The sequence below is a fragment of the Streptomyces sp. WAC03905 genome, from assembly GCF_057371075.1.
This window is the reverse complement of sequence record NZ_JBXYDZ010000003.1, coordinates 1044990-1068187: the sequence shown is the minus strand read 5'-3', so window position 1 is coordinate 1068187 and position 23198 is coordinate 1044990. Positions and strand designations below refer to the sequence as shown.

Annotated in this window: 13 protein-coding genes, 3 pseudogenes and 1 riboswitch; of the genes and pseudogenes, 8 read left to right on the top strand and 8 right to left on the bottom strand. The window is 67.7% G+C overall.

Features of this window, described 5'->3' with window-relative positions; all coding sequences use genetic code 11:
• Positions 1-19: 19 nt before the first annotated feature.
• Positions 20-364, bottom strand: a pseudogene (locus tag AC2RP6_RS07805) (acyl-CoA thioesterase); the annotation flags it as partial.
• Between the two features lie 200 nt (positions 365-564).
• Positions 565-795, bottom strand: a riboswitch (cobalamin riboswitch).
• Positions 796-1098: 303 nt separating this feature from the next.
• Positions 1099-1278 (bottom strand): annotated as a pseudogene (locus AC2RP6_RS07800) (arsenate reductase/protein-tyrosine-phosphatase family protein); the annotation flags it as partial.
• A gap of 35 nt (positions 1279-1313) precedes the next feature.
• On the opposite strand from AC2RP6_RS07800, the pseudogene AC2RP6_RS07795 reads away from it, so the two are divergent.
• The 4 genes and pseudogenes from AC2RP6_RS07795 to AC2RP6_RS07780 all read left to right on the top strand — a co-directional run.
• Positions 1314-1714 (top strand): annotated as a pseudogene (locus tag AC2RP6_RS07795) (MFS transporter); the annotation flags it as partial.
• Between the two features lie 503 nt (positions 1715-2217).
• Positions 2218-3354, top strand: a complete 1137-nt coding sequence (locus tag AC2RP6_RS07790) for a tyrosine-type recombinase/integrase (protein WP_486445528.1) — start codon at positions 2218-2220, stop codon at positions 3352-3354.
• Between the two features lie 298 nt (positions 3355-3652).
• Positions 3653-5098 (top strand): hypothetical protein, encoded by a 1446-nt coding sequence (locus AC2RP6_RS07785; protein WP_486445527.1) that lies wholly within the window; start codon positions 3653-3655, stop codon positions 5096-5098.
• Entirely contained in the window at positions 5095-7854 is a 2760-nt protein-coding gene (locus tag AC2RP6_RS07780) for a phospholipase D-like domain-containing protein (protein WP_486445526.1), read from the top strand. Before AC2RP6_RS07785 ends, AC2RP6_RS07780 begins: the two co-directional genes overlap by 4 nt.
• Before the next feature lie 129 nt (positions 7855-7983).
• Here AC2RP6_RS07780 and AC2RP6_RS07775 read toward each other — a convergent pair whose 3' ends face one another.
• The 4 genes from AC2RP6_RS07775 to AC2RP6_RS07760 form a co-directional block, all read right to left on the bottom strand.
• Positions 7984-10743: an RNaseH domain-containing protein gene (locus tag AC2RP6_RS07775; RefSeq protein ID WP_486445525.1), complete on the bottom strand. Its 2760-nt coding sequence runs from the start codon at positions 10741-10743 to the stop codon at positions 7984-7986.
• 5 nt (positions 10744-10748) lie between these two features.
• Positions 10749-14108 carry a pPIWI_RE_Z domain-containing protein gene (locus AC2RP6_RS07770; RefSeq protein WP_486445524.1) on the bottom strand — a complete coding sequence of 1120 codons (3360 nt, stop codon included), beginning with the start codon at positions 14106-14108 and terminating at the stop codon, positions 10749-10751.
• A complete protein-coding gene (locus tag AC2RP6_RS07765; protein ID WP_450905106.1) occupies positions 14105-15280 on the bottom strand; it encodes a restriction endonuclease-related protein in 1176 nt (391 codons plus the stop codon). Before AC2RP6_RS07765 ends, AC2RP6_RS07770 begins: the two co-directional genes overlap by 4 nt.
• Before the next feature lie 999 nt (positions 15281-16279).
• Entirely contained in the window at positions 16280-17302 is a 1023-nt protein-coding gene (locus AC2RP6_RS07760) for a hypothetical protein (protein WP_486445523.1), read from the bottom strand.
• 422 nt (positions 17303-17724) lie between these two features.
• Here AC2RP6_RS07760 and AC2RP6_RS07755 point away from each other — a divergent pair, with 422 nt between their 5' ends.
• Both AC2RP6_RS07755 and AC2RP6_RS07750 read left to right on the top strand, forming a co-directional pair.
• Entirely contained in the window at positions 17725-18807 is a 1083-nt protein-coding gene (locus AC2RP6_RS07755) for a hypothetical protein (RefSeq protein ID WP_486445522.1), read from the top strand.
• 162 nt (positions 18808-18969) lie between these two features.
• The gene (locus AC2RP6_RS07750; protein ID WP_486445521.1) at positions 18970-19857 is read left to right on the top strand and encodes a DUF5655 domain-containing protein; all 888 of its coding nucleotides are present in this window, start codon (positions 18970-18972) and stop codon (positions 19855-19857) included.
• A gap of 190 nt (positions 19858-20047) precedes the next feature.
• On the opposite strand, the gene AC2RP6_RS07745 is transcribed toward AC2RP6_RS07750, so the two are convergent.
• Positions 20048-20590, bottom strand: a complete 543-nt coding sequence (locus AC2RP6_RS07745) for an NUDIX domain-containing protein (protein WP_486445520.1) — start codon at positions 20588-20590, stop codon at positions 20048-20050.
• Between the two features lie 80 nt (positions 20591-20670).
• Positions 20671-21198: a GNAT family N-acetyltransferase gene (locus AC2RP6_RS07740; protein ID WP_486445519.1), complete on the bottom strand. Its 528-nt coding sequence runs from the start codon at positions 21196-21198 to the stop codon at positions 20671-20673.
• 229 nt (positions 21199-21427) lie between these two features.
• Between AC2RP6_RS07740 and AC2RP6_RS07735 the strand changes: the two genes are divergently transcribed.
• Together AC2RP6_RS07735 and AC2RP6_RS07730 are read left to right on the top strand one after the other, a co-directional pair.
• Positions 21428-22372: a hypothetical protein gene (locus AC2RP6_RS07735; protein WP_486445518.1), complete on the top strand. Its 945-nt coding sequence runs from the start codon at positions 21428-21430 to the stop codon at positions 22370-22372.
• Between the two features lie 163 nt (positions 22373-22535).
• Positions 22536-23198, top strand: a complete 663-nt coding sequence (locus AC2RP6_RS07730) for a 2'-5' RNA ligase family protein (RefSeq protein ID WP_486445517.1) — start codon at positions 22536-22538, stop codon at positions 23196-23198.

Here is a 23198-nt window from a genome sequence, read left to right as displayed (position 1 = left end):
ACGGACCTGCCTACACCTCCAACAGGCCGGGGACCGGGCGGGGACGGCCCTCGGCATCGATGGCGACGAAGGTCAGCAGGGCGGTGGCCACGTCGGTGGCGGGGGTGGTGGTGGCGTTCCAGCGTTCGGCGGTGACGCGTACGGCCACCGTCATGGAGGTCCGGCCGGCGCGTTCGAGGAGGGCGTGGACGGTGAGGAGGTCCCCGGCGCGGGCGGGGGCGAGGAACGTCATGCGGTCCACGGAGACCGTCACGGCTGGCCCGTCGGCATGGCGGCCCGCCGACGCTGCGGCCGCGTCGTCGATGAGCTTCATGACGACGCCGCCGTGGATGGTGCCGTAGAGGTTCGTGTCGTGCTCGCTCATGATGTGGGCGAGGGTCACACGGGAGTCGGCCGGCGCCTTGTGGGCGCGGGAGCCTGCGGTGGTGTCCGTGGTCACGGAACTCTCCTTCGCGAGTCGTGGCTCGACCCGACGGCGTGCCGCGGGCGCGAAGGAGCGACGGGACTGGTGGTGCCCGCTGCCGCCGGCCCGCCCACGAGGCCCTCGGGTCTCCGTACGCGCTCGTCGCGCACGGGCAGCGGGCAGGTCTTCGGACTCACGGACACGCCTGCCGGTCTCCCGGCGGGCACCTACTGACCGTCGCTTCCCGGGACCGTTCTGTTCTCCGGTCCCAGTGCGTATGACGGCGGTCGTTCCCGCTCACCGCTGCGGGGCAGTCCCGGATTCCCACCGGGTTCCCTCTTACGACGCATCCCGCCTGGCGGACGGGGCGAACCAGCTGCGCCCTCACCCTAGGTCACAGCTCCGAGCATTTCGGCGGCTGAACCGGATGGCGTATGTCTCATGTCCTGGCCAGAAGACTCACCCGACAGCTTTCGCCTGGTCGGAGCCCATGCCCGGATGCCGTCGGCCACCGGGTGGGTCGTGGTGATCTGGACGTTCGTGAACCCGGCGGCCTCCAGCCCGGCGCGGTACTCGGCGAAGTGGGAAGTTCGTGCGCCTGGCCTATGGCACGCCGCCCCCAGTGAGGTGTCCGTCAGCCGATCAGTTCAGTCGAGGTACTTCTTGCCGGGGAAGTACGGGCAGGCGTCGCCTCAGCCCATGGCGCTCACGTAGTCGGATGCCTGGACGGCCTCGGTGGTCAGTACCTTCGGTCTCTGGGCGGAGATGTCGATGCCGAGCTCGGCCATGGCGGCCACGGCGGACGGGTTGATCGCGTCGCCGGGCACGGAATCTGCGGACCGGACCTCGACGCGATCCCCGGCGAGGTGGCACAGGAAGCCGGCGGCCCTCTGGGGGCGTGGCCGGCGTTCTCTACGCCACCCTTGCCCGCCACTTGGGCGTCACCGCCCGCACCGTCACCCTGATCGCCCTCGGCACCCTTTCCACCGCAGCCTCGCCACCGTCGCCAGCCCGTACGCCCTACTCGTTGCCGTGTCGGTCCTCGCGGGAGTGATCCGCGGCAACCTCACCCTCCTCCAGGCCACTGCCGTCACCGACCGGTGGGGCACCACCCATTACGGCCGGCTCTCCGGACTCCTCGGAGCCCCAGCCCACGCCGCAGCCGCCTTCGTCCCCTTCGCCGGTGCCGTCCTGGCCAGACCACTCGGCGGCTACCCTGCGCTGTTCTCTTTACTTGCAGCGCTGTCGATCACTGCCGCAGTGACAGCCCTCGGAGTCTGCGCACAAAGACCGCGAAGCCCTCGTCCATGATCGAGCGTGAGTCAGGGTGGGTGCTGGCCGGAATTTGGTCCCAGACTGGTCCGGGAGCACACCTGATGTGGCGTCAGGAAAGTCAGCATCTGGTCAGCATCAGTCCCTGAGTATTCCTGAGGAGCTGTCTGACGTGACGCCTGGTCGGCGGCGTCAGAACAGCCCTGTTAACGCAGAAGCGCAGGCTGCGAGGCTTCTCGACAGCGAGGACGATGTTCCTTTTTATCTTCGTCTCAACATGCCTCCGTGTAGAGTGCGTAGTGCCCTTGACCTGCAGAAAGCTGGCAGGGAGCCGTCTTCTAGGAGTCCAAAATGCTGCGCACCATGATCAAGTCCAACATCTGACATTTGGTCATCTGCGCAGGTCAGGGCCATGATGGCCGGGCCCAGGTCAGCAAACACTCAGCATGAGACCGGACCCCGTTCCGGCGATGCTGACCTCCGGGCGAGACAGCGGGGGCCGGGCCAGCGGTCGCCCGCACGGCTCCGGAAGGCTCCCACTCATGGCTCGACAGCTCGCCCGCGGCATGGGCACGTTCTTCAAGCCCTGTGACTGCGCCAGGCAAACGCGCTGCTCCCACACATACACGATTCGCTTCCGGGACGCGCTGGGGAAGCAGCGCGAGGAGACTGGTTTCAGCACGCAGGACGACGCGATAGATCGCCTCACAGCGCTCTATAAGACCAAGAAGCAGACGGCCCCGACCGTGGCCGAAGCGCGTCGTGAATTGGGGCAGAAGACGGTCAAGGAGTATGCGGAGACGTGGTTGCCTCGGCAGCGCAAGATGACCGATTACTCAACCACGCAGCATGTCGGCAGCTACATCAAGGTCCACATCAATCCTGCCATCGGCTCCCGAAAGCTGAACTCGGTCACCCCGAGCGTCGTTGAGCAGTTCCTCGATGACCTTGAGGCCAATGGTGTCGGGCGCGGCAATCAGATGAATATATTTCGCACCCTGAAGTCGATCCTGAGAGACGCCTACGACAAGGGTGCGATGGCTGAGGATCCGGTGAAGGGCGTGCAGGATCCCGAATACGTCCGTAGCAAGGTTGTCATTCCCAAGTTGGACTACATCACCAAGGCCCTTGGGGTGGCAGACAAAGACCTTGCACTGGAGATCACGATGATGGTCGGGTGTGGTCTCCGCAATGGTGAAGCGCGGGCGGTGAACATCAACAACGTGGTTGCAGACGATGTCTACCGAGTCCACGAGCAGATCCATTCGAACCTGCAGAAGCCAGCGAAGCTCAAGCACCGAAAGGTCGGTGAATTCAGAGAGGTGCCGCTGCCGCGTACCGTGCGAGAGGCGATGGAGCGTTTCGAAGAGAAGTATGGAACGACGGAGGAAGGCTATCTCCTCAGAGGGCCGAGCGGCTATTACACCGAAGGCATGGAGCGCCGTCGTGTGCAGAGGCTGTTTAAAGACCTTCCCCCGGTGCACGGCATGGGCATGTATGGTTTCCGTCACTACTTCGCGTCAAATGCCCTGGGTAAAGGCATACCGATCACCGATGTAGCCGAATGGATGGGGCACAAGTCCATCGAGGAAACCTATCGTACCTATCGGCATCTTATGCCGGGCAGTATCACGAAGGCGGCCCGTGTGCTTGACGCCGGCCTCTGGGAAGCCGCCTGAGGGTGGAGCTGTGGTGGGCAGGCTGGATGCCGCAGAATTCCAGGCGCTAATTGGACGCCATCTGGTTGCGTGGCGCAGCTCGACCCGCACTGGACGTTCATCGCACTACCGGCTCCCCCTGAGTCGGTGTCAGGCGGCCGATGTATGGTCTGGAGCAGCCGAGGGGGAAGGCAGCAGGTTGCGGGCGGAGACAGTGGGGCCGGCGTGGGCCAAGGAGGGGCTGGGGCATCGGAGTCCCAAGTTCCCCCTGTCCGTCGAAGGGCCTGTCCGGAGGTTGGTTGACCGGCTCGTGCCGGGGGTGTCCAGCGTCACCAAGTACGCGCGTTACTACACGCTCTATGCCGCGGCCGCCGTCGAGGGTGAGCGCCGGGACCTTGACGCCCAGGGCTGCCGTGAGCTGCTGCGCCGCGCAGAGGTGCTGCTCGCAGCGGTACAGATCGCGCAGTCGCCGGGCGGCATCCCCGACGGGCTTTTCCCACACGGCCATGACGGCGTGTACCCCCGGCTGTCTGCCGACGACGGGCTCGACCTTGACCGGACCGCCCGGGTCTACTCGCCCCGTTCGTGGGGCTTCTGGTCCCAGTACGGTGCTCCTGCCCAGGTCCTCGGCATCGTCGGGTACGACGGCGGCAGGATCCGGCCGGGACGGCACGAATGCCCCGCAGAGGTCCGCGAGCTGTTCGCGCCACTGCTCGCCCTTGCAGGCTCCAGGCGGACCGAGGTTCGGCCCGCCGAGTTGCAGGAAGCCGGGGCTGCAGCGCTGGGTCAGCCGTGTGCCGAGGAGCGGGATTGGCTCGGCTCATTGCTGACCGCGACCCGCGACGGGATCCACCGGCCGGAGGAATGGCAGGCCACCGACCGGACGCGGAGGGCCACGCTGCGCGTCCTCGCGCGGGCGGTCGCGCTGCACGGAGGGGACTCGTACACCGGTGCGCTGCGGGAGACCGTCGCGTTCGGCACGCGCCTGACCGACGACCCCGTACTCTCCACTGCCCCCGAGGCAGCCAGGTGGCGGGGGCTGCTCTTGCGCCACTACTCGGTGTCCGCGTGGCGCAGGCTGTGGGCGGACCTCGTGACGGAGGTCGGAACGCAGGACGGGCAAGACGGTGGACAGGACATGTCGGCGGCCGAGCTCCGTGCCTGGCTGTGCGACCAGGTGCCTGACGGGACCGTCAACGAGGCGCTCGCCGGACTTGGCCCAGCCTACGACCGGGCCGGGCATTCCGTACCCATCGAGCCACGGCTCCTCGAGGAGAAACCAGCTCCCTGGCGGGACATCCGCGTCCTCCTCGCGGGCGGCCTCCGTGCCCGTGACGGCGCCGATGGCACGTATCCTCGCCCAGGCACTCTGTTCGCCGGGGTCCAGCGCGCCTTCCTCGGCGACCGGCGGGAGTTCCTCGACCCGATGTGGGTGGAGGCCCTGATGCGCGAGTACGGTGACCGGCCGGTCCGGGACCTGGCGTCCCGCCTGGCGGACGACATGTTGGCCCAGTCCCGCAGGGTGGCGCTGCGCAAGCTGCGCTACGACCCGCAGACGGGCGGCCTCAAGATCTTCTCCCGCCTGCACATGCGCAACGACCGCTACTTCAGGATCGGCGAGGAGTCGAAGGCGGAGATCGGCATCCGGATCCCTCAGCTGGGTTCCATCGGCCGGCAGCTCGGCCTCTTCGAGGCCGACGCGGGTGAGGCCGGCTCCCTGACTCTGACCGGAGCGGCGCGGACGAGCCTGGACGTGGTGGCATGACAGCAGCAGTGCACACCGAATTCGCCTCGCCCGTCTCCCTCCTGCGGGCTTGGCAGGAGCGCCCGGACAAGGCACCGCTCAGGGAGTTCCTGGTCCTCGGCTTCACCACCGACCTCCCGTTCCTGGAAGCGGTCGCCGTCCCGGTGGCTCGCGCGCTGGGCGCCCGCGTCGCGATCCTGGGGGACGCCGGGCACGCCCTGCACGAGGCGGTCGACGTACGGCAGGCCGGGCGCGGATATCTCCACGGCGTCGCCTCCTGCCATGGGGCCTTCCACCCAAAACTGGCCCTGCTGCTGGGAGACGACGCCTGCCGCGCCGCCATCGGCTCGGGCAATCCGACACAGTCGGGATGGGGCACCAACGACGAACTGTGGACGGTCGTCGCCACGGACGGAATGGCTTCCCACCCGCTCCTGGCGGATCTCGCCGACTGGCTGGAGGAGCTGCCGGACGCGGTCGCCATGACCCCCTGGTGGGAGGAACACCTGCGCCACGTTGCCGGCCTGCTGACCGAGCTGCACTGCGAGGCGCCCGCCCTCGACGCGGAAGGAACGGACGTGCGCCTGGTGCACAACCTGCACCGGCCTCTCCTCGACCAACTCCCCGCCGGACCGGTGGACGAACTGCGGCTGTACGCGCCCTTCGTGGACCCCTCGGGGGAGATGCTGCGGCTGCTCCGGGAGCGGCTGTCCCCGGCCGACGTGACCTTGGGACTCCAGCGAAGGTGGTCCAGCTACGACGCGGAGGGTGTGAGGCGCGCCTTCGCCGGGCACCCTGCCGCCCGTGTGCGCGAGCTCGCCGAGACGAGGATGCGGCACGGCAAGCTGATCGAGTGGCGCACGGGCGACCGCTGGCACGCGCTCACCGGAAGCCCCAACCTGACCCAGGCGGCACTCGGCCGTGCCGTGGGGGACGCCCCGCGGGGGACCGGGAACGGCCCCGCCCGCAACTGCGAACTCGCCGTCCTGGCGTCCGACACCGACCCGCTGCTGCCGAACGAGGGACCGGCCACCCCTGCCCCGGAGCTCACCGGCTCCACGGTGGCAGGCCGCGGCGGAGCGGGAACTGCGCCCGCGCTCGTGCTGCTCGGCGTGCGGGCGGACGGTCCCGCGCTGGAGGCCGTACTGGGCCGTCGTCCCGAGGGCGTGGAGGTCTCCGTCGAACTCTCGTCGGACGGTGGCGCGCCGGGCTCGTGGGCCACGATCGGGCGGATCCCGGTGGACCGTCACACCGGCGCGTTCCCGCTGGCAGCGACAGCACCGGGGGCAGCAGTGCGCGCCACCTGCCGGCTGGCCGACGGAACGTACGTCGAATCGGCCGTCGCCTTCCTCTACAGCGCCGACCACTGTGCACCGCGCGGCGCGACCGACACGGTCCCGCGCCTCTCCGGCGGCTACGCCGTCGATGACCTGTTCGGCGACTCGGTGGCGGCGCGACGGTTCGAGCAGGACATCGCCCGGCTGCGTGAACTCGTCGTCACGGATGCAGCGGGGCGGCCGACGTCGGCCGCCGGGGTCCCGCCGACGGTGGCCGACTGCCGCCGGACACTGGGCGCGGAGCTGACCGAAGTGGCCTTCGGCCCCCTCGCGATGGACCTGCCGCAGCTGCCCCAGGCGCCGGCCGCGCAGCGCTGGCAGATCTCGGAGTACCTCTCGGTGGACGACGAGGAGGAGGCTGCCGAAGCCGGCTTCGACACGGTAGCGGAGGTGGAGGACGCTCCGTCTGCGCTCCCTGACGGTGCACGCGCATACTCCCGCAGGTGGATGAGCAGGCTGGCACGCCGACTGGCGTCCGAGGCAGAGGCAGAGGCAGCGGACAAGGCGGCCGCCGAGGCTGTCGGGAAGGGTCGGCCGGACCCGGCGGGCGACGAGGTGCCTGGAGCCCGGCCCCGCCCGTGGTCCCTGCCGACGACGCTGCTGGTCGCTGCCCTGCACCTGCAGCTCCTCGCCGCGGGCGCCTGGGACGAGAACGACTACAGCTGGCGCGCCGTCACGGCGGACCTGCTCCGCGCACTCACCGCGGTCGCCGCAGCGGACCGGTGGCCGGCGGACGAGGACCTGCCCGCGGAACAGGGAGAACGCCTTGATGCGGTGATCGCCGTACACATATCGCTCCTCGGCCTGCACGGTGAGATCGAGGGACCGGAGGCGGAACCGGTGGCAGCCACCGCCTGGAGGATGAGCCGTACCGCCGTCGCCCGTGCGCAGCCGGACCGTGCGGCGGACCTCTACTTGCAGGCGAGCCGTCGAGGGGCTCCCGTGGCCACCAAGGCTGACGTCGAAGCTCTCGGCAAGCGGGCCCGCGCCGTACCGGACCCCGTCCTCGAGGCGCACCGGGCTCTGGCTGTCGCCCATCTGAGCGCGACCTACGAGGCCGGTGTCTGGGAACTGGCGGGCGAGTTCAGCAACCCGCAGGCCGCGTGTGCGAAGGCAGTCACGGTGCTGGCTGGCCTGCCCGACGGCCTGTGGCCCGGCCCCGTGCTCGCCCGCGCCCGCGGTCAGGGCACCCGGGTTCCCTGCTTCATGGCCTGGCACCGGCCGGTCCTCGTGCGCCAGCGGGGTACGCAGTGGACCAGCTTCCGCGTCCCGGCCCCGGCGACTCCGTCTGCCACGTTCCACAGCGGAGCACCCCGCCCTGCAGCCCAGGGTGAGCAGGCCCGACGAGACCTCGGCCCTCTCCTCACCGCAGCGGATCTGGACCCTCTGCAGCTGTTCCTCTACCTCAAGGGGAGTCTCTCGCAGCAGGTTGTGGGATGACGCGTTGCCGTTGGCCTTGTGGTCTTGATGCACGAGCCGTGATCCAGCGGATCCTCGGCTTGGCTAACCGAGGATCCGCTGCCAGCTTTCGTCGCTGCTGCGCGCCGCTAGACGCGCAGGCTTCTATGCTCAGCTGATGTACTCCTCCATCAGCTTGGCGAGGTGCAGGAGCAGCGGCATGCGTGTGGCTGTGTCCGTGTGGAGGTGGCAGCGGCGCAGGTTGTTCACGTACGCAGCCAGGTCAGGGGCTCGGTCACGGGGTTGCTTGAAGGAGATATGGATCTCCAAGGATGTGGGGTTGGCTCCGTGGCGGGTGGCGTTCTGATCGTCTCCCGTGTACTTGGAGACCTCTTTGGGGAGCCGGTGGGTATCGGGCCTCGGGTTGATCGCCAGGAACGTGTGATCGTTCCAGGGGACGACGCCCGAGAATCTGCCCCATTCCTCATACGGCAGGTCGGTCGCTCCGGCAGACGCTTCCGGTGGCGCCTCAGGGCCGGAGGTCGTGGCGGGTGAGTCCTCGCCATGTGCCTCGCCCGGCTCGGCAGGGAGGTTAGCGCCGAAGGCCAGTGGGATTTCGTAGGGCTCCTCGTTGATGCGGACGATGCGCAGCCCGGGGAGGTCCTTCGGCTGCCGGTCCTCACCACGGTGAGGGTGCGCGCAGTCTTCTCCGGGAAGCCGGAGGTTGTCCAGGGTGATGTGCGGATTTTGCAGCCAGGACCATACATCCCTGTTGCGCAAGGTCTGTGCGCGGGCCAGGAAGAGCCGTTCTGCACGAGAGTCGAGTGCGAGTGCCTGGGTGATGAAGTCGTTCAGCTGGGCCTTGTCGCGTCGCCGAATCCGCCCGCGGCCGGAAGCCAGCGCTCGGGGCAGGTGATCGATGGGGATGGGCGCTTCGTGAGGGTGGCCTTGGGGCGCCATGAGCTGGCCTGTTGCGTTGCCATCGGTGTCCATGCGCAGGACGAACGGGACGATCCACGCGCCGGCCTGTGCGATGTGTACGGTGGCCACCTCAAAGCGGCCCTTGACACCGTGGGGTGCGGGCAGGCGCGGCAGGTGGCCGAGCGACCGAAGGAGGTCCTTCACCGAGGAAGCGGCGCGCTGGACATCCTCACAACGGATGTCGCTGTCTTCGAAGGGCTTGAGCCCTGCGCTCTTGGCAGTGGGCTTGGGCGCGGCCGTGACCGGGTGCAGGCATTGCACGTGCCGGTTCAGCAGAGGCAGGGTGTCTTTGAGGAACCGCTTGGGGTCGTCTTCCCCGGCCATGGCGAATTCCACGGGCTTGTCGATCTCCACGAGGCACCCGATCAGATGATCAGCCTCGGGAAACTCAGTGCGCAGCGCCTCTGCGCGCTGTTCCCGAACCTGCATTCGGTGAGCCCTGCGGGCGTCCGGTTCCGCGCCTGGTGGAGGCTTGGGCAGCCCGGAGACCAGGGTCTTGGGATCGCGCAGAGCCAGCGTGATTTTGGTGGGCCCGACGTACTCGTGGATGCCGGGTTCCGGTTCACCGAGGTGCTGGTAGTCCAGGAGCCTGGTGAGTGCCAGGTGGACTGCTTGGTAGGTCTTCGGCGCACAGTGCCAGAGTTCGAGATGGTAGTGGGTGCCCTCACGTGCCGGTGTAAGCCGAGCCGCTCGGCGTTGGGGTGTCCGGTTCAGTTCGGGGAGCGGGTCGAATCCGAGCTTCGCGAGCGGCTCCTTGAGGTGCTCGAAAAGGGCGAGGTGGTCGATGGGCTGGAGGCCGCTTTCCGCGGGGTGTCCGTGCGTGCTGAATGCCGGCTGCTCGCCCTCCAGGTCGGTCCGGGTGAGGTAGGTGTAGCCGGTGGCGTGCAGTAGCAGTGCGGTGGGATCCCTGTCCTCGTCCTTGCCACGGTTGACGCCAGCCGTACGGCGTGGGTCGGTTCGAACTTCTTCGGGGTTCGGATAGCGGTTTCCGGATGGGAGTGAGGGCAGGATGCGCGCGATGCCCGGCTGCCAATGCCACCGCATGTCTTGCTTCTTGCCGGAGACCGATACCGGTGCGCGCAGGAGCAGCGGGCGCTCGACATCGCGCAGAGCGCCCTTGGCCAGGTAAAGCAGGATGGTTGCCGTGGCAGGACCGTCGCCGCGGCGCGGGATGTATGCCGGCTGGGTGCCGCCGAAACGGGCGATGTGGGGCACGGCGCGGAGGATGAGTCGGCCGTCATGGGGCATGGACACCACCCGTAGCGCCGTCCGGTGAGTCCAAAGACCGTAGGCCCCTTCATCGTTGAGCTCTCGGGGTGGCCAGCTGTAGATGCTGCGCTCGCCGCGGTCGGTGAGAGGGCCGAGAACCGAGAAGCCTTTCGCGGTGTGGCCGGGCATTGGAAGCTTGTCGTCCACCCAGCACCCGGCGATGTAGGTGGCGAGCATGGAGAACGTGCTGCTGTGCGGGGTTGCGGTTCCGTTTGCTGCGCGGCCGTGGGCCAGGAGGTCGACCTCTGATTGCGTCCATTCCAGCGGCAGGGAGCGCTTGATGAGGAGGGACCAGTCGACGTCGTTCTGGTGGGGTGCGACGTGTGTGGTGATCCAGAATTCGAGGGCCAGCTCGAGGGGGAGCTCGCTCACTGGCCGTCCCATGGTGTGGAGCCAGGGGCCGTCCCCCAGTCTGCCTTCCACCGCGAGAACGGCGGGTTCGACCTGTTCGATCAACTCGCGCAGGGCGTACGTCGGCAGGTACTTCGAGCGAGCCTTCGGGTTGCTGCTCCAGGCGCGTTCAAGCCGGGCCAGGAGCGACGCAGGGAACGCCGCCGTGTGAACAGTGATGGGCAGTGAGGCTTCGGGGCGGGCCTCGAAGCCGGGTGTGATGATCTGCTCGTAGCGCGGCGGCGGCTTCCTCTTCTCGGTGTCTGCTTCAACGGTGTCGTCTTCGTTCATCTGCGTCATCCCCAGTCGATGGTGTCGAGGAGGTGGCCCAGCAGACCCCACACGGCGGTGTAGATCTGATGGTTGAGGCGCGCGAGTGGGTCGGCTGTCGGATCTGGATCGGCGAGCATCCGCCGCGTCAGGTCCCGGCATGCGACGAGCACACTGGTGCGTTCGGTGTCGGACGCGGTGTCGCGGGGGTCTGCCGCACGCGGGGCGAAGGCCGCGTCGAGGAGATACACGTTGACGGGCACATTGCCTCGGAGGCCCCGGCCTGTGGTCTGGTAGAGGGACGCCCCCTGGTCTGCGACGAAGGCGTGGCGGAGGTATTCGTCCTTCATCGCCCGGAAGTTGAGGGGACGGCCCATCATCGTGCTCCACGTGGCACGTGCGCCGTAGGAGAGCTTCCTCATCTCGTAGGCGGCGTCGGTGCCGGGAACGTCGCACTGGACGGGGTTCAACAGCCGTTGCATGGCTTGGGCGTTCAGGACGGCGAGAGGGAAGGCGAGGTCCGTCGGCGGGGGGTGGAGCCGGGCCAGGTAGAAGATGGCCTGGACCGCTGCGACCCCACGGTCATTGAGCATGTTGTGGCCTCGGCCCGCTGAGCCTTCTGCGGCCGCCATCACATGGGCGCCTGTTCTGGGAAAGGCGGAAATGCGGCGATGGTTGAGGCCGTAGAGGCCGGGGGCCTGGCGGTCGGGCACGACGTGGACTGCACGTACTGCGGTGCGGGTGTTCATGTAGTGGGCGCTCGTGGCGGCGTCCTCGGTGCTGAGCAGCACGAACAAGGCCCGCTGGCGGTCAGGGTCGCACCCCTGGAGCACTTGATCTAGGAGTGAATGGGCTGCCCCCGGGTCAGGGGTGCAGACCGCGTCGGTCATTGCCCGCACCGCGGCCTGGCGGGCGCCCCGGCCACCGGCCCCCGACACATAGATGCCCCGTTCGTGTCCTGGGCGCCGCCGCGGACGGAAGAAGAGACGGCTTTCCCGGATGGCTGCGGCGCAGTCGGGGGGCTCGCGCAGGATCAGGGTGGGGAGGATATCGATGTGGTACCGGGCGGAGAGAGGGTTGTAACTGGTCGCTGACGACAACAGGACATGGGGGCCTTCGACGCCCTCGCAGGCCAGGAGGTCGTGCAGGTGATAGAGCAGCCACCTGCCGACCCCGCGTAGCCACAGCAGGTCCAGTGATCCTCTGTCCTGCTTAGGACTGAGCGTCCACTGGAGCGCCATCATGTTGCCCATAGGCTGCTCGGGGACTACAGCGAGTAGCTCTGGCTTCGGCTGGTGGGCGAGCATATTGTTCGTGTCTACTGCGCCCATGAGCGAGCGAAGAGATTCCTGCATGTGGGAGAGCTCGAAGACGGTACTCGTGATGCGGGCGCTCCAGCAGCCGGCGACGAGAACCCGTGCAAACTCCGCCAACCGCGTGCCTGGGTGGGGCATGCCTTCGGGGATGTGGTGCGTGATCCAGTCCTGGGCCACATCCTCGGCGCTCTCATCGGTGTCGTAGCCGGCGGTCATCATGTCGACCAGGGGCTTCAGGCTGGTAGGCGGGGTGCCAAAGGGATCTTCGACAAGCCGCGCGAAGTGCGTGTGAAAGTACTCCTCGGCCCGCTCCCACAGGTGCGACTGCTCGCGCTCCTCGACGCGGCTAGAGATGCCGTGCAGGGCACGGGCGAGCCGCGTGAGTAGGGTGTGCCCGCTGAACGGGCCGTCGGCCGTCACCTCGGCCAGAAGTTCGCTGGTCGCGTCCTTGCCTTCTTGCCCCTCGACCAACTGCCTCATGAGCAGCGGCAGCAAGCCGGCCAGCGCCTCGGCGTGATAGGTCGCGTACTTCTGGTAACGCTTGCCCGGACGCTCGGCCAGTGGTCGGTACCAGTGCTTCGCCAGACCTTCATGCCAGGCCAAGGCGATGCGGCTGCTCCAGCCATCGGGACTTGTCAGTGGTTCGTGGTGCATGAACTGCTTGTCGAAGTGCGTCATCACCTGGTCCGCCTCGTCGGCCACGAGGAGATCCAGCTCATGCTGGGCGGAAATCACCCACTGGGTGCTGTACGAGGCGGGTGCCGCTCTGCTGGCGAGGAGGGCGGCCGGTGTGGCTACCCAGACCTGGGCCGTCGGGACACGGCGTACGGCTGCCTGCGCGGGGCACACGGCGAGTAGGGGGCAGTCGACGATCCGCGCACGCTTACCCGAGGAGTCGACGCGGAGCTTGTCCCGGCATGGCCGTTCGTCCATGGAGAGCGGTTTGGCAACAGGGCCAGAGGGCACCAGGAGACTTTCCAAGAGACAGATGTCGGTGGTGAACTCGGCGATGCTGTCGCAGCCGTCCGGGAGCGGTGGCATCTGCCCGTTTTCTGGCACGTAGAGGGAGTCATCCCAGTACCGTGCCATGTGCTCGGGGCGGCTCCTGTGGCCGATCAGGGGAACGGCATCGATGCCCAGAGCCCGGAAGAAGCGGACCTTCTCCAGCGCATTCCCGACGGAGGAGACCAGATACCCGACCCGGAGCCCTCGGTCAGTGCAGATTTTGACAAGAATATCGTTAAAGGTGGTTTTGCCCGCATTCATCAGGCCTACGACATGCGCCACACCCTCGATCGCGAAGATGCCGAGCCCGTCCGTCAAGCAGCCGGCTTCGCGGTCGGTGCGAGCGAAGACAGTGCGCTCCAGACGGCCAGTGAAATTCTCAGACCGGTACCGCTCGCTCGTACTGAGTCGCTGGTCCATCTCTTTTGCCGCTTGGCGGAAGTCGTCCTCTGTCAGCTGTGGGAACGGAATCCTGGTCCGGTGACTCTTGGGTTCCAGACGGCGCTCCGGTCCTGCCTCCTCCAGCCAGTCGGGAATGCGGAAGCGGGCCACCGTGCCGTCCACTCGTTTGAGCCGCACCCGCATTCCCGGCGATGCAGGATCATGCGCGGCCTCCAAGTTGTAGTCCACGGGCAGCGACATGGCGTCGCGATACGCCTGCTCCCGCTCCGGCAGTTTGGAACTACCCCGGCGGCGAAAGACGCTGCCGTGGACCACGCGAGTGTCGGTATCCGAGTCAAGCTCGAACAACCGAAGGTGAGTAGGAACCTTGCAGTAGTCGTTGAGGCGCAGCCTCCATTGCCCGCCTCGGGCAGTCGGCCCCATACGGCGACGTACGTTACGCACAACCGTCTCGGTGCCGGCTGCCGGAAGGGCGTATCCGTCGAGCAGCTTGCGCAGCAAGGTAGCCGGCTGCCCGGGTGCGTACTCGGACAGGAAGAACAGGCCCAGTTCGACCCGGAAGAACTCGCGGACCGACAGGCCGGCCCCGATGTCCCCAGCCACACCTGACGATGACGCCTTGTTCTCCAGTACCTCCAGCCAGCCGTCGGTGTCCCGGCTCACCGGGTCCGCCTCGCCTGACGAGCCAGTGCGGCAGCGACGAAAGCATCTTCACCCATGATCTCCACGCCCTGGATGCGCCCTTGCAGGGAGGTGGCGAGGTCGTCCACGTAGTCGGGCTGTTCGAAGCGGTGCTGGGCGATGACGAGGAACCGCCGCTGCGCCGCAGCACGCGGGTTCCAGTTGAACGAGCGACCGAGGAGAGTGGCGCTGGCATGATCCTTTACATCCGCGGCCCACCACTCGCCGACCCCCATCTTTCCTGTGCCGTCGAAGTCGATGGCCGCATCCACCGCATCCATGCCCCACCAGGGGTGCAGGCGCTCTCCGAATGCTGGCTCGAGGGTGGAGAAGATGCGCTGTTCGGCCAGCCCTGGATCGTGGAAGTACCGCCGAGCGGCGCTGTTCTGCACGAAGTACTCGGACATCGTCTCGATGGCCCGTACGACCGCGTCACCAGAGCAACCTGGCGTACCGCAGTCGGGCTGGCCGGCGACAGGATTGCCGCAGCCGTCGCAGAAGCTGAGGGTGACAGCGCCGCTGGCAGGCAGGGCCCGGTAGCACTGACTGAACCAGCTCTTCACCCACGGCAGGCCGTTGGCGTCCTTGGCCGGGAAGGCCCGGAGCAATCCCAACAGATCCACGTCGGAGGCTACTGAGTACTTCGTCAGGAATCCCCGAAGCCGGACGTAGTTGTCTTGAACCTCATGCTCCGTCTGCCCGTTCCGGTCAGCCGTAGTGATCATCAGCTCGTAACAGCGATTCTCGACAAGCTCTGCTTCGGGATCCTTGGAGAGCAACAGGCGGGCGGCTTGCTCGGCGAAGGCTGACGGCCGGCCGTTCTCGACCAGGAGAAGCGCTGAATCGCTCTCGGCAACACGCAGCACCAGCGGCCATTGGCTGAGAGGCAGATGGCACCAACGGAAGACGTCGGAATGGGAGGACAACTCGCGGCAGCCCTCCTCCAGACCCCTCCAGAGGAGGCGTGTGACGCCCGCGACCCACGCCCGGGGCAGGCCGGTGGGGTCGGCGGAGGGCTGAGCGGAGCTCCACAGTGCCTTCTGCTGATTCGCTTGGATCCCGGCCAGTCCTGCTGCCAGCAGTTCCAGCGTCATGTAGTCATCGGCCAGGTCGGGCGATACCTGCGTCAGGCGTGACAGCCGCGCCGGGTCCACCGGCAGAGTTGTGTGGGCAGCCAACGAAACCCCTAAAACGGTTACCGATTGCGATAGGGCAGTGCAGAGAGTAGCGATGTTGCTGCTGCTCGTACGGCGCCTGTCCTTGGAGGAGGCGATCGGCCACTCGGATGCACCCGTCCAGCCCAATGCCCGGCATTCGTGCCAGCTGCTGCGGTCGGGCAACGCGCTCCTGGGCGCTCGAGCCTCTGGCGGCGGGCCGGTTCCCTTCCGCAAGTAACGCTGGGAGAGGCTGTCTCTGCAACAACAGCTGCAGACGAGGGGCAAAGGCCAGGAGATCGGGCTGGGTTCACGGGCCGGAGGCAGCTTCTTACGCCATCTTCACAAGCCTGAAGACCCTGACGGAAACAGTTCGAGCACCGTTTGTCGCTGCAGCCTGCAGCCTGCAGCCTGTAGACGGTTAAGGGAAGGTGTCGGGGCTGAGGCTGTTCAACCTCAAGGGTGGTGTGACGGAGGTCGTGCCGCGCCTTGCCGAGGCTGAGGCCGAGACCGCGGTGGCCCATCTCCCGCAGCCGGAGAACTCCCGGACGTTGACCGCGTTCGCTGCCGGTCTCGGCGGGTACTGGGAGAAGGCCTGCCGCCGACCCGCCCCTCCCGGGATTCCGTTCCTCCGCGCCCACCAGGTCCGGGCCGCTGAAGCAGCACGTGCTTGGCTGCGGCACCGGACCGAGTGGGAGTGAGAGGGCCTCACCCGTAGGGGCCCTTGCCGTGCTGGCCGAGGAAGCGGGCGAGCCGGCCGGAGGCCCCTTCGAGGACACCATCAGGAAGCCGGTATCTGATGAAGGGGTGGAAGCGCTGGCTGATGAACCGGCGGCCGTACGCGGTGGGTCAGCACGTACCGGGTGCGGTCGGACCGGTTGGGAGTCGTTGGGCCCGCGCGACGGCGCGGGCCCAACGGAAGTGCACCTGATCGGAAGTGGAGTGCCGGCAGCTTGTGCACGGTGCAGTCCAACCGATTTGGATGCGGTGCCGGATCTTCTAGGCCGCCCCGAGGCCGCAGAGCCCGGCGAGGGTGCTCGGAGACAGACTGCTTGTGAAACCTGAGCCGGGTAGCCGGCGCAGGATCGCCTGCCAGAGTTCCGGCTGCAGGCGGGAGTGGGGTCCCTCTGGGGTGGCCCGGAGATCGAGGATGGCCGTTTTGCTGACGTCACCGAGGACGAACTGCTGGTCGCCGCCGTAGGTTTCGTCGGTGTCACCGCGGAACCGAGTGAGAAGCAGAGGCAGACCGAACGTCGGGTCCGTGAGGGCGGCGACGATGTGGTGTGGCCCGGGCCCCTGTCCGCGCACGTGGGAGGATCGCAGGACCAGCCGTGCCACGTCGGAAGCGCCGCCGTAGCCGTCAAGGAGGAACGTGTTGGACACGGTGTGCAGAAGGGCGGCTCGGCGCAGCAGCCCGCTGCCGAGCCAGGCACCACGCTGCTGCACCTGCGTGAAGTGATCGCTGGGGCTTTCCCATTGAGCCTGATGCCCCCGCTCGGCATCAGTCCATGACTTCGGTGAGGACTTCCAACACAGGAGCATGGCGTCCGGGTCGATCCACTTGTCGAGCATCGTCGCGATGGCGCTGCGCCAGAGTCTCGCCGGCAGGCCGGTCAGCCGCAGTCGGGCGGGCTCGCCGAGCACGCGCAGTTCAATCGCCGTGCGATCTCGCCGCGTGATGCGAAGCCCCGGCACACCGTGGACCTCGTTGTCCGATACGTACGTGGGGAGGAGGTTGAAGAGGATCTCGGCCGCCCGCTCCTCACTCTCTACGCGCAGGGCAATGCCTTCCGGCTCTGGGTGCACGGCGGTGATGCCGAGGGGATAGCGGGTGTAAACGTTGCGGAACTCCAGGAGGCCGAGAAGCACGCGCGCCTCAAAGTATTGCTGAGCTGGCGAAGCGGCCGAGGGGATCGGGGGACCCTCGGGTTTGAGCGACTCAAGCGCCCGGCTGGCCTGTTGGACGCTCTCCCCCGTGTAGAGGCGTCGGCGCAAGGAAACTTCTTGGTGCATCGCGCTCATGGGTCTCCGGAACGTCTCGGCCCAGGACGTGCGGAATTGAGATCCGAAAGGATGCGCAGGGGGCTGCTGGGGACCGGTTCACCCGAGCGTGGAGAGAAGAAGGGCCGATGCATCTCCGGGGAGCGGTGGTCAGCCGCAGCAGAAATCTAGCGGGCCTCGTAGTCTGCGGATGCCTGCGCGGCAATTCCGGAGGCGCCTTTCACCCGGACGGGGGCCAGTGCTTGCGTTGTCCGCTACGGCTCGTCTAACGTCCGGTCCGGGTTGAGGGAACCCTCGTCGTGCGTCTGTCCGGATCGATGGCGCAGCGTGTCGAAAGCCCCCAGGTGCCCTCGAATGCTCTCCCGTACCGTGCATGACTGTCGTTCTCGCTGGCAGCAGCTCTTTCCCGCGCTGGGATCCGGCAGCGCACGAAGGAGACTGTCGTGCCCAAGAGCGACGTGGTCGACCTGTGCCGCCGCTACACCGGGGAAACCTGGGCCGGCGCCAAGGAACGCATTGATCGGCTTCCAGAAGGAAGCCCTCTCATCCCCTCCGCCCGAGGTGATCAGGCGTTCCTCGAAGGACAGGTCCTGCGTGCCTTGCTGGAGTACCCCACCATGTACACCACCCGACCGCTTCGCATCGTGCGGGTCATCCCGGACGAACGGCGTCCCGTCATCCGCTTCGCGGCCGACTCCGACCCCGAGGGCTTGGCCGAGCTGATCGCCTGGGGGCTGTTCTCGTCCGGTGGCAAGGACGACCTTCGCGGGGTTAGCGGTCTACGCGTGCTCGGCGCCGGCCACGGCAGGCTCGACGTCGGACTCCACGGAACTACGGCAAGCCTCCGGCTCGAAGGTGTTCCTGATCGGGCTTGGAGCCAGGCGGAGGAGGTCAGGCACCTGACAGCGGCCGAGCACGGAGAGTCGTCCCCCTGTAGGTATCCGGGTCTGACGCCGGGGGAACGGGCTTTCGCGCACGAGCACCGCTGGCTTGAAGAAGCCTGGCGGGAGGCAGCAGCCCTCGGAAGCGCCCTGCTGCGTCGGCTGCCGATGTTCCGTTCGGCAGCCAACTGGCTGGACATGGCCGGCTTCACCAAGCACGCCAGCACCTACGGATTGCGTCTCACCTTTGCCCGTGCACGCTGGACGGACCACGACGTGATCATCGAGCACCTGACGCACCCGCTTTGTGGAATCGCGGTCAAGGAGGACATGCGCACCTGTGCCTGCGCTTACGGGGAGCGAGGATGCCGAATCTGGTTCGACGGCCCTGAAAGGGCATCAGGGCGCCTCGACTTGCAGATGACAGATGCTGGCGACGACTGCGAGATCGCCGAGTACAACCAGGTGCTCGCCTTCACAGGCAGCCCGAGCGGCGAGATCGCAAAAGTAACCGGCAACCTGCCGGGCATGACTGCCGAGTGCACTCCGAACTGCCACGGACACCACGACACAGTCGCACGCCTACGTCGGGTGGCCGCGAGCCGCCGGGAAGAGCTCAACCGTCTCCGGCGGGGGACTGTTTGACACCGACGTGTCCGCCGCGTTCAGCGGCGCGTCGGTGTCGTGGGACGCAGGCGTCCCCGACGGGCGGAGGTAGCCTCGCGCCATCTTCACAAGCCCGAAGACGCTGATGGAAATAATCCGATCACCGTCTGTCGTTGCAGCCCCGTAGCCGAGGAAGGGAAGGTGTCGGGGCTGAGACTGTTCAACCTCAAGGGTGATGTGACGGAGGTCGTGCCGCGCCTCGCCGAAGTCGAGGCTGACGTGCAGGATCTCGTCGAGGCGCACATGCAGGCCATGCTCGGGGTGACGTTCCTGGCGAGCGAGTACGGCACCGGACCGGTGCATGGTGGCCGCGTCGATTCGCTGGGCATCGACGAGAACGGCTCACCCGTCGTGGTCGAGTACAAGCGTTCGACTGACGCGGGTGTGATCAACCAGGGCCTGTTCTACTTGGCCTGGCTGATGGATCACAGGGACGCCTTCCGGCGGCTGGTCCGCGACCGGCTCGGTACGCAGGCCGCGGCTCGGGTGCGGTGGAGCGCGCCGAGGCTGATCTGCGTGGCCGGCGACTTCACGCGCTACGACCTCCATGCGGTCCGCGAGCACCGGCACGCCATCGACTTGGTGCGCTACCGCATGTTCGGCGACGAGCACTTCGGCCTGGAGACTGTGGCCTCGGCAGGCGGAACCCGTGCGTCGGCGCGGGCGGGGCGCCGCCGGGGCATGGCTTGGGAGAAGCGCGCCGGGCGGCCGGACGGGGCGATGGGTGAGCTGGCCGCGGCGGTCGACGAGGTGCTGCTCGGGCTCGGCGAGGGCGTCACCAAGGTCGAGAACCAGACCTACACCGCCTACCAGCGGCTGCAGAACTTCGCCTGTGTCTGCCCGCGGAAGAGCAGGCTGCTGGTCTACCTCAAGGCCAGCCCCGCCGAGGTCGAGCTCGTCCCCGGGTTCAGCCGGGATGTGACGGGACTCGGCCACCACGGCACAGGCAACCTGGAGGTGCGGCTGCACTCCGAGCGCGACCTGGAGCGTGCCCAGGAGCTGTTCCGGATGAGCTACGCCGCGGCGTGAACGCGAACGGTCGGTGCGCACTTTGTCGTTGTGGTTTTGGGGGGCGTGGTGCTGGCCTTTCTGTAGTAGTCGAGTGGCGGTGGGTATTCAATGTCGCGGCGATTCCCCGGTTTTGCTATCCGGGGATCGCCTGCTATATGTACGGCTGTTTGGCGGCATCGCTGGGTCGTGGCCAACGGCTGGGACTGGCCTACTCGAGTGGGGAAAGGCCGCGTGCCGCCTGGGCTCGGCCCGCCGGATGAACGGCTGGCCCCGGAGTCGCGGTATCGGGCCAGGCGTACTCGCTGTACCGGGTGCCGTCGGCGATGTGCTGGAGCGCTACAGCGAGGTAGGGCGGAAGCGGCCGGGGCAGGCTGGTGGCTTTGTGCCACTGCCAGCCTTCGCATTTGTCCGGCTCGGGGTTGCCGATGCTGCCGTGCCAGCGGTCGCTTTCGAAGAAGAACGCGATCCTTCGCGAGCCGGAGCTGGTGGAGACGTGGTGCATGAGGTGCACGAAGCGTAGGTGGCCGGGGTCGACGGAGGCGCCGGTCTCCTCAGTGAACTCTCGGGCGGCTGCTGCGCGGGCGGGTTCGTGTTCTTCCATGAGCCCGGCCGGGATCTGCCACATGCCGGGGAAGACCTGTTGCTGTCGGCGCCGGCTCATGAGGATTTCGTCGCCCTGGCGGAGCAGGAGGTGGACGTCGGCGTAGTGGGACGCGTAGCTGCGCGTCGAGGCGGCGGTGTTCTCGGGCATCGTGCTCCTCTTCGGTCCGGTGTGTGGCCTTTGGGTGGCGCGGCGGCATCTCCGCCCTCCCCTGGGTGTGAAGCTGTCCGCTACCTGGCGTTCGGGTTGAGCTCTTCGGGGAGGAGGGATCCGGCCCAGCAGTCGCGCAGGCGGCCCTGTGAGGTGATGCGCAGGCGGAGGGTACCCTCCATCTGGAATCCGGCCTTGAGGGCGACGGCGCGGGAGGCGTTGTTTCCGACGCGGGCCATCCACGTGATGATCGGCAGGTCGAGGTCTTCGAAGCCCCAGCGGCAGATCCGGATGACGGCTTCGGTCGCGATGCCTTGGCCGCGGGCGGACTTGCCGATCCAGTAGCCGATCGAGGGTGCGTGCTTGGGGTGCTGGTGGAGGCTGATCACTCCGGCCGGCTGGCCGGTGGCGGTGGTGGTGATGACGAAGGTGCTGTGGCTGTCGTGGTTGCGTGCGTTGGCCACGAACTGCTCGGCGTCAGGTCTGCTGTAGGGGCTGGGGACGGTGGTGTTGCGCTGGATCTCGGGGTCCTGGAGTTCGGCCGTGATCCAGTTGACGTCGTGTTCTTCTGGGGCGCGGAGGGTCAGGCGGGCGCTGGTGAGGATCACAGGCGCGGCTCCGTTCTGCAGCGGACAGGCGACGGAGCGTACTGGGGTCGAGGCGGTCGGCGCGGCCCGTTTTTTGCGAAGTCCGGGCGCCCGCCCGTGCAGCGTCCGGAACTGGGCGTACGTCAGCCGGGTCGCGGGGAGCGAGGACGGTGCCAGGAAGGCGGCCAACAGCGGACGTGTTCTTCGGACCCGGCTCCGCGGCCGACGGATACCCGACAGGATGGTTCTCATGCCTGATACCCCGATGGTGAATCTCGCTGACGACAGCGCATACGGCCTCGAACTGGAGATGTGCCTGCTGCTCCCCTCTTCCGCGCCGGCTCCCTGGGGGGCCGCGGTCCACGAGGCGGCCCGCATTCTTGTCGACCAGTCATGGGAACAGGACAGCCGGGCATCCGTAGACCTGTGCACGCTGTCGCTGCTCCTGTTCGCCCGGACATATGGCGGCGACCGCGTAGCCCGGGACGTGCCGGTCACCGAGCTGGGTGAGGCCCTCGCCGGGCCGGCGGATCGGGAGCCGCGGATCGTCGAGGAGATCGGCCGAGCGCTGACGGAGACCGGGCAAGGCTACGACCCCGCTGCCCGGCAGAGCCCACCCCTGTGGAGCATCTTCAACGCGGTCCGAGACCAGTACGGCGGCCGTATCGGCGCCAGCCTCCTCGCCGACGATATCGAGCCGCCCGCCCCAGGCTCCTCTCCGATGCGGGCCTCAGCCGCACGCCTCGCCCAGTTCCTCACCGCGTACCCGGAGCAGGCCCGCGAGCAGGCCACGGCACCGGCGGTCGCGCCCGGCCCCCTCGTCATCGAGTCCGACCGGATCCAGATCGTGACCGCCACGAGCATCAGGCCCCTCCGCTGCTCGCAGGGCGACACGGTGCGCATGGTGCGCGTCGACGGCCCGGAGGCGACCCTCGAGTGCGAGCAAGGGCATACCTCAGGGCACTGGGAGCTTGAGGCTGCGCGGCTGAGGATGGCTGCCGCCCGGGCAACGGGGGCCCATCCTTCCGTACAGGGGAAGCACCAGCTCCCGGAGCTGCTGGTCGGCTCGACGGAGCTGCCCCGGCACAGCGACCCAAGGCAGGCCAACTGCTTCTTGAGGGAACCAGAGCACCCGATCGTCGGGCGCGACGACATCTTCGCGCGAATCAACCGTCTGATCGACGAACGGAACTGACCGACGATCGATGCGACGGCGTGAGGCGCGGCCCCTTCGAGGAGCTCCAGCCCGCAGCGGGCGCCTGGTGGAGTTTGAGCCAGTCTGCCCGGAAGCCACGGTTCCCGCCTGATCCGGCCGCTAGGTTCTCCGGCAGGGGTACAGGCCCGAGCAGGAGGTCTTCGTGCAGCGCTTCACGCCACGGTTCCAGGGCAGGCCATGGACCGAGGGAATGGACGTTCTGCACGTCTACCTCACTCCTCGCCCGGGCACGGATGAGGCCCTCGTGGACCTTGCCCACGCCTGCAGACCTGCACTCCTGGACTATCCCATTGATCCCGCATGCCCGGCGCGCGCCGGCGACCCGGGCACCTTGCACGTCACCCTGGAGATGGTCGCCGACGCCCCTGCCGCGGACATCGGCGTTGATGAGCGCCAGGACTTGGTCCGTGCCCTCCGTAGTGCTGTTGCCGAGGTGCCTGCGTTCACCACGGTGGTCGGCCCCCCGATCGCCAACGTCGCCGGGGCCGTCTTCGACGTGTGGCCCGACGACGAAGCCTCTGCCCTCCAGGACAGAGTCTGCACGGCGATTCGCACCGCCCGAGGTGACGCGGCGCTCCAACACGACACCGGACGGCTCCACATGTCACTGGGCTACGCCTACGACACTGCGGACTCCGACTCCCTGAACGGCATCCTCCGCAACCGCATCACCCCGCGCCGCGCACCCATGCGGGTGGACGCCATCCACCTGCTGTCCGTCCGATACGACATCGCACCGGACACCGGAGGCTGGCGCATGAGCTGGGCGCCTGTGGCCGAGATGCCGTTGGGCGGGCTGGTTTGA

Bases quoted from the DNA above. Each gene is read 5' to 3' on its own strand.
- AC2RP6_RS07790 (WP_486445528.1), top strand. From the start codon at position 2,218: ATGGCTCGACAGCTCGCCCGCGGCATGGGCACGTTCTTCAAGCCCTGT.
- AC2RP6_RS07780 (WP_486445526.1), top strand. From the start codon at position 5,095: ATGACAGCAGCAGTGCACACCGAATTCGCCTCGCCCGTCTCCCTCCTG.
- AC2RP6_RS07775 (WP_486445525.1), bottom strand. From the start codon at position 10,743: ATGAACGAAGACGACACCGTTGAAGCAGACACCGAGAAGAGGAAGCCG.
- AC2RP6_RS07760 (WP_486445523.1), bottom strand. From the start codon at position 17,302: ATGAGCGCGATGCACCAAGAAGTTTCCTTGCGCCGACGCCTCTACACG.
- AC2RP6_RS07745 (WP_486445520.1), bottom strand. From the start codon at position 20,590: ATGCCCGAGAACACCGCCGCCTCGACGCGCAGCTACGCGTCCCACTAC.
- AC2RP6_RS07735 (WP_486445518.1), top strand. From the start codon at position 21,428: ATGCCTGATACCCCGATGGTGAATCTCGCTGACGACAGCGCATACGGC.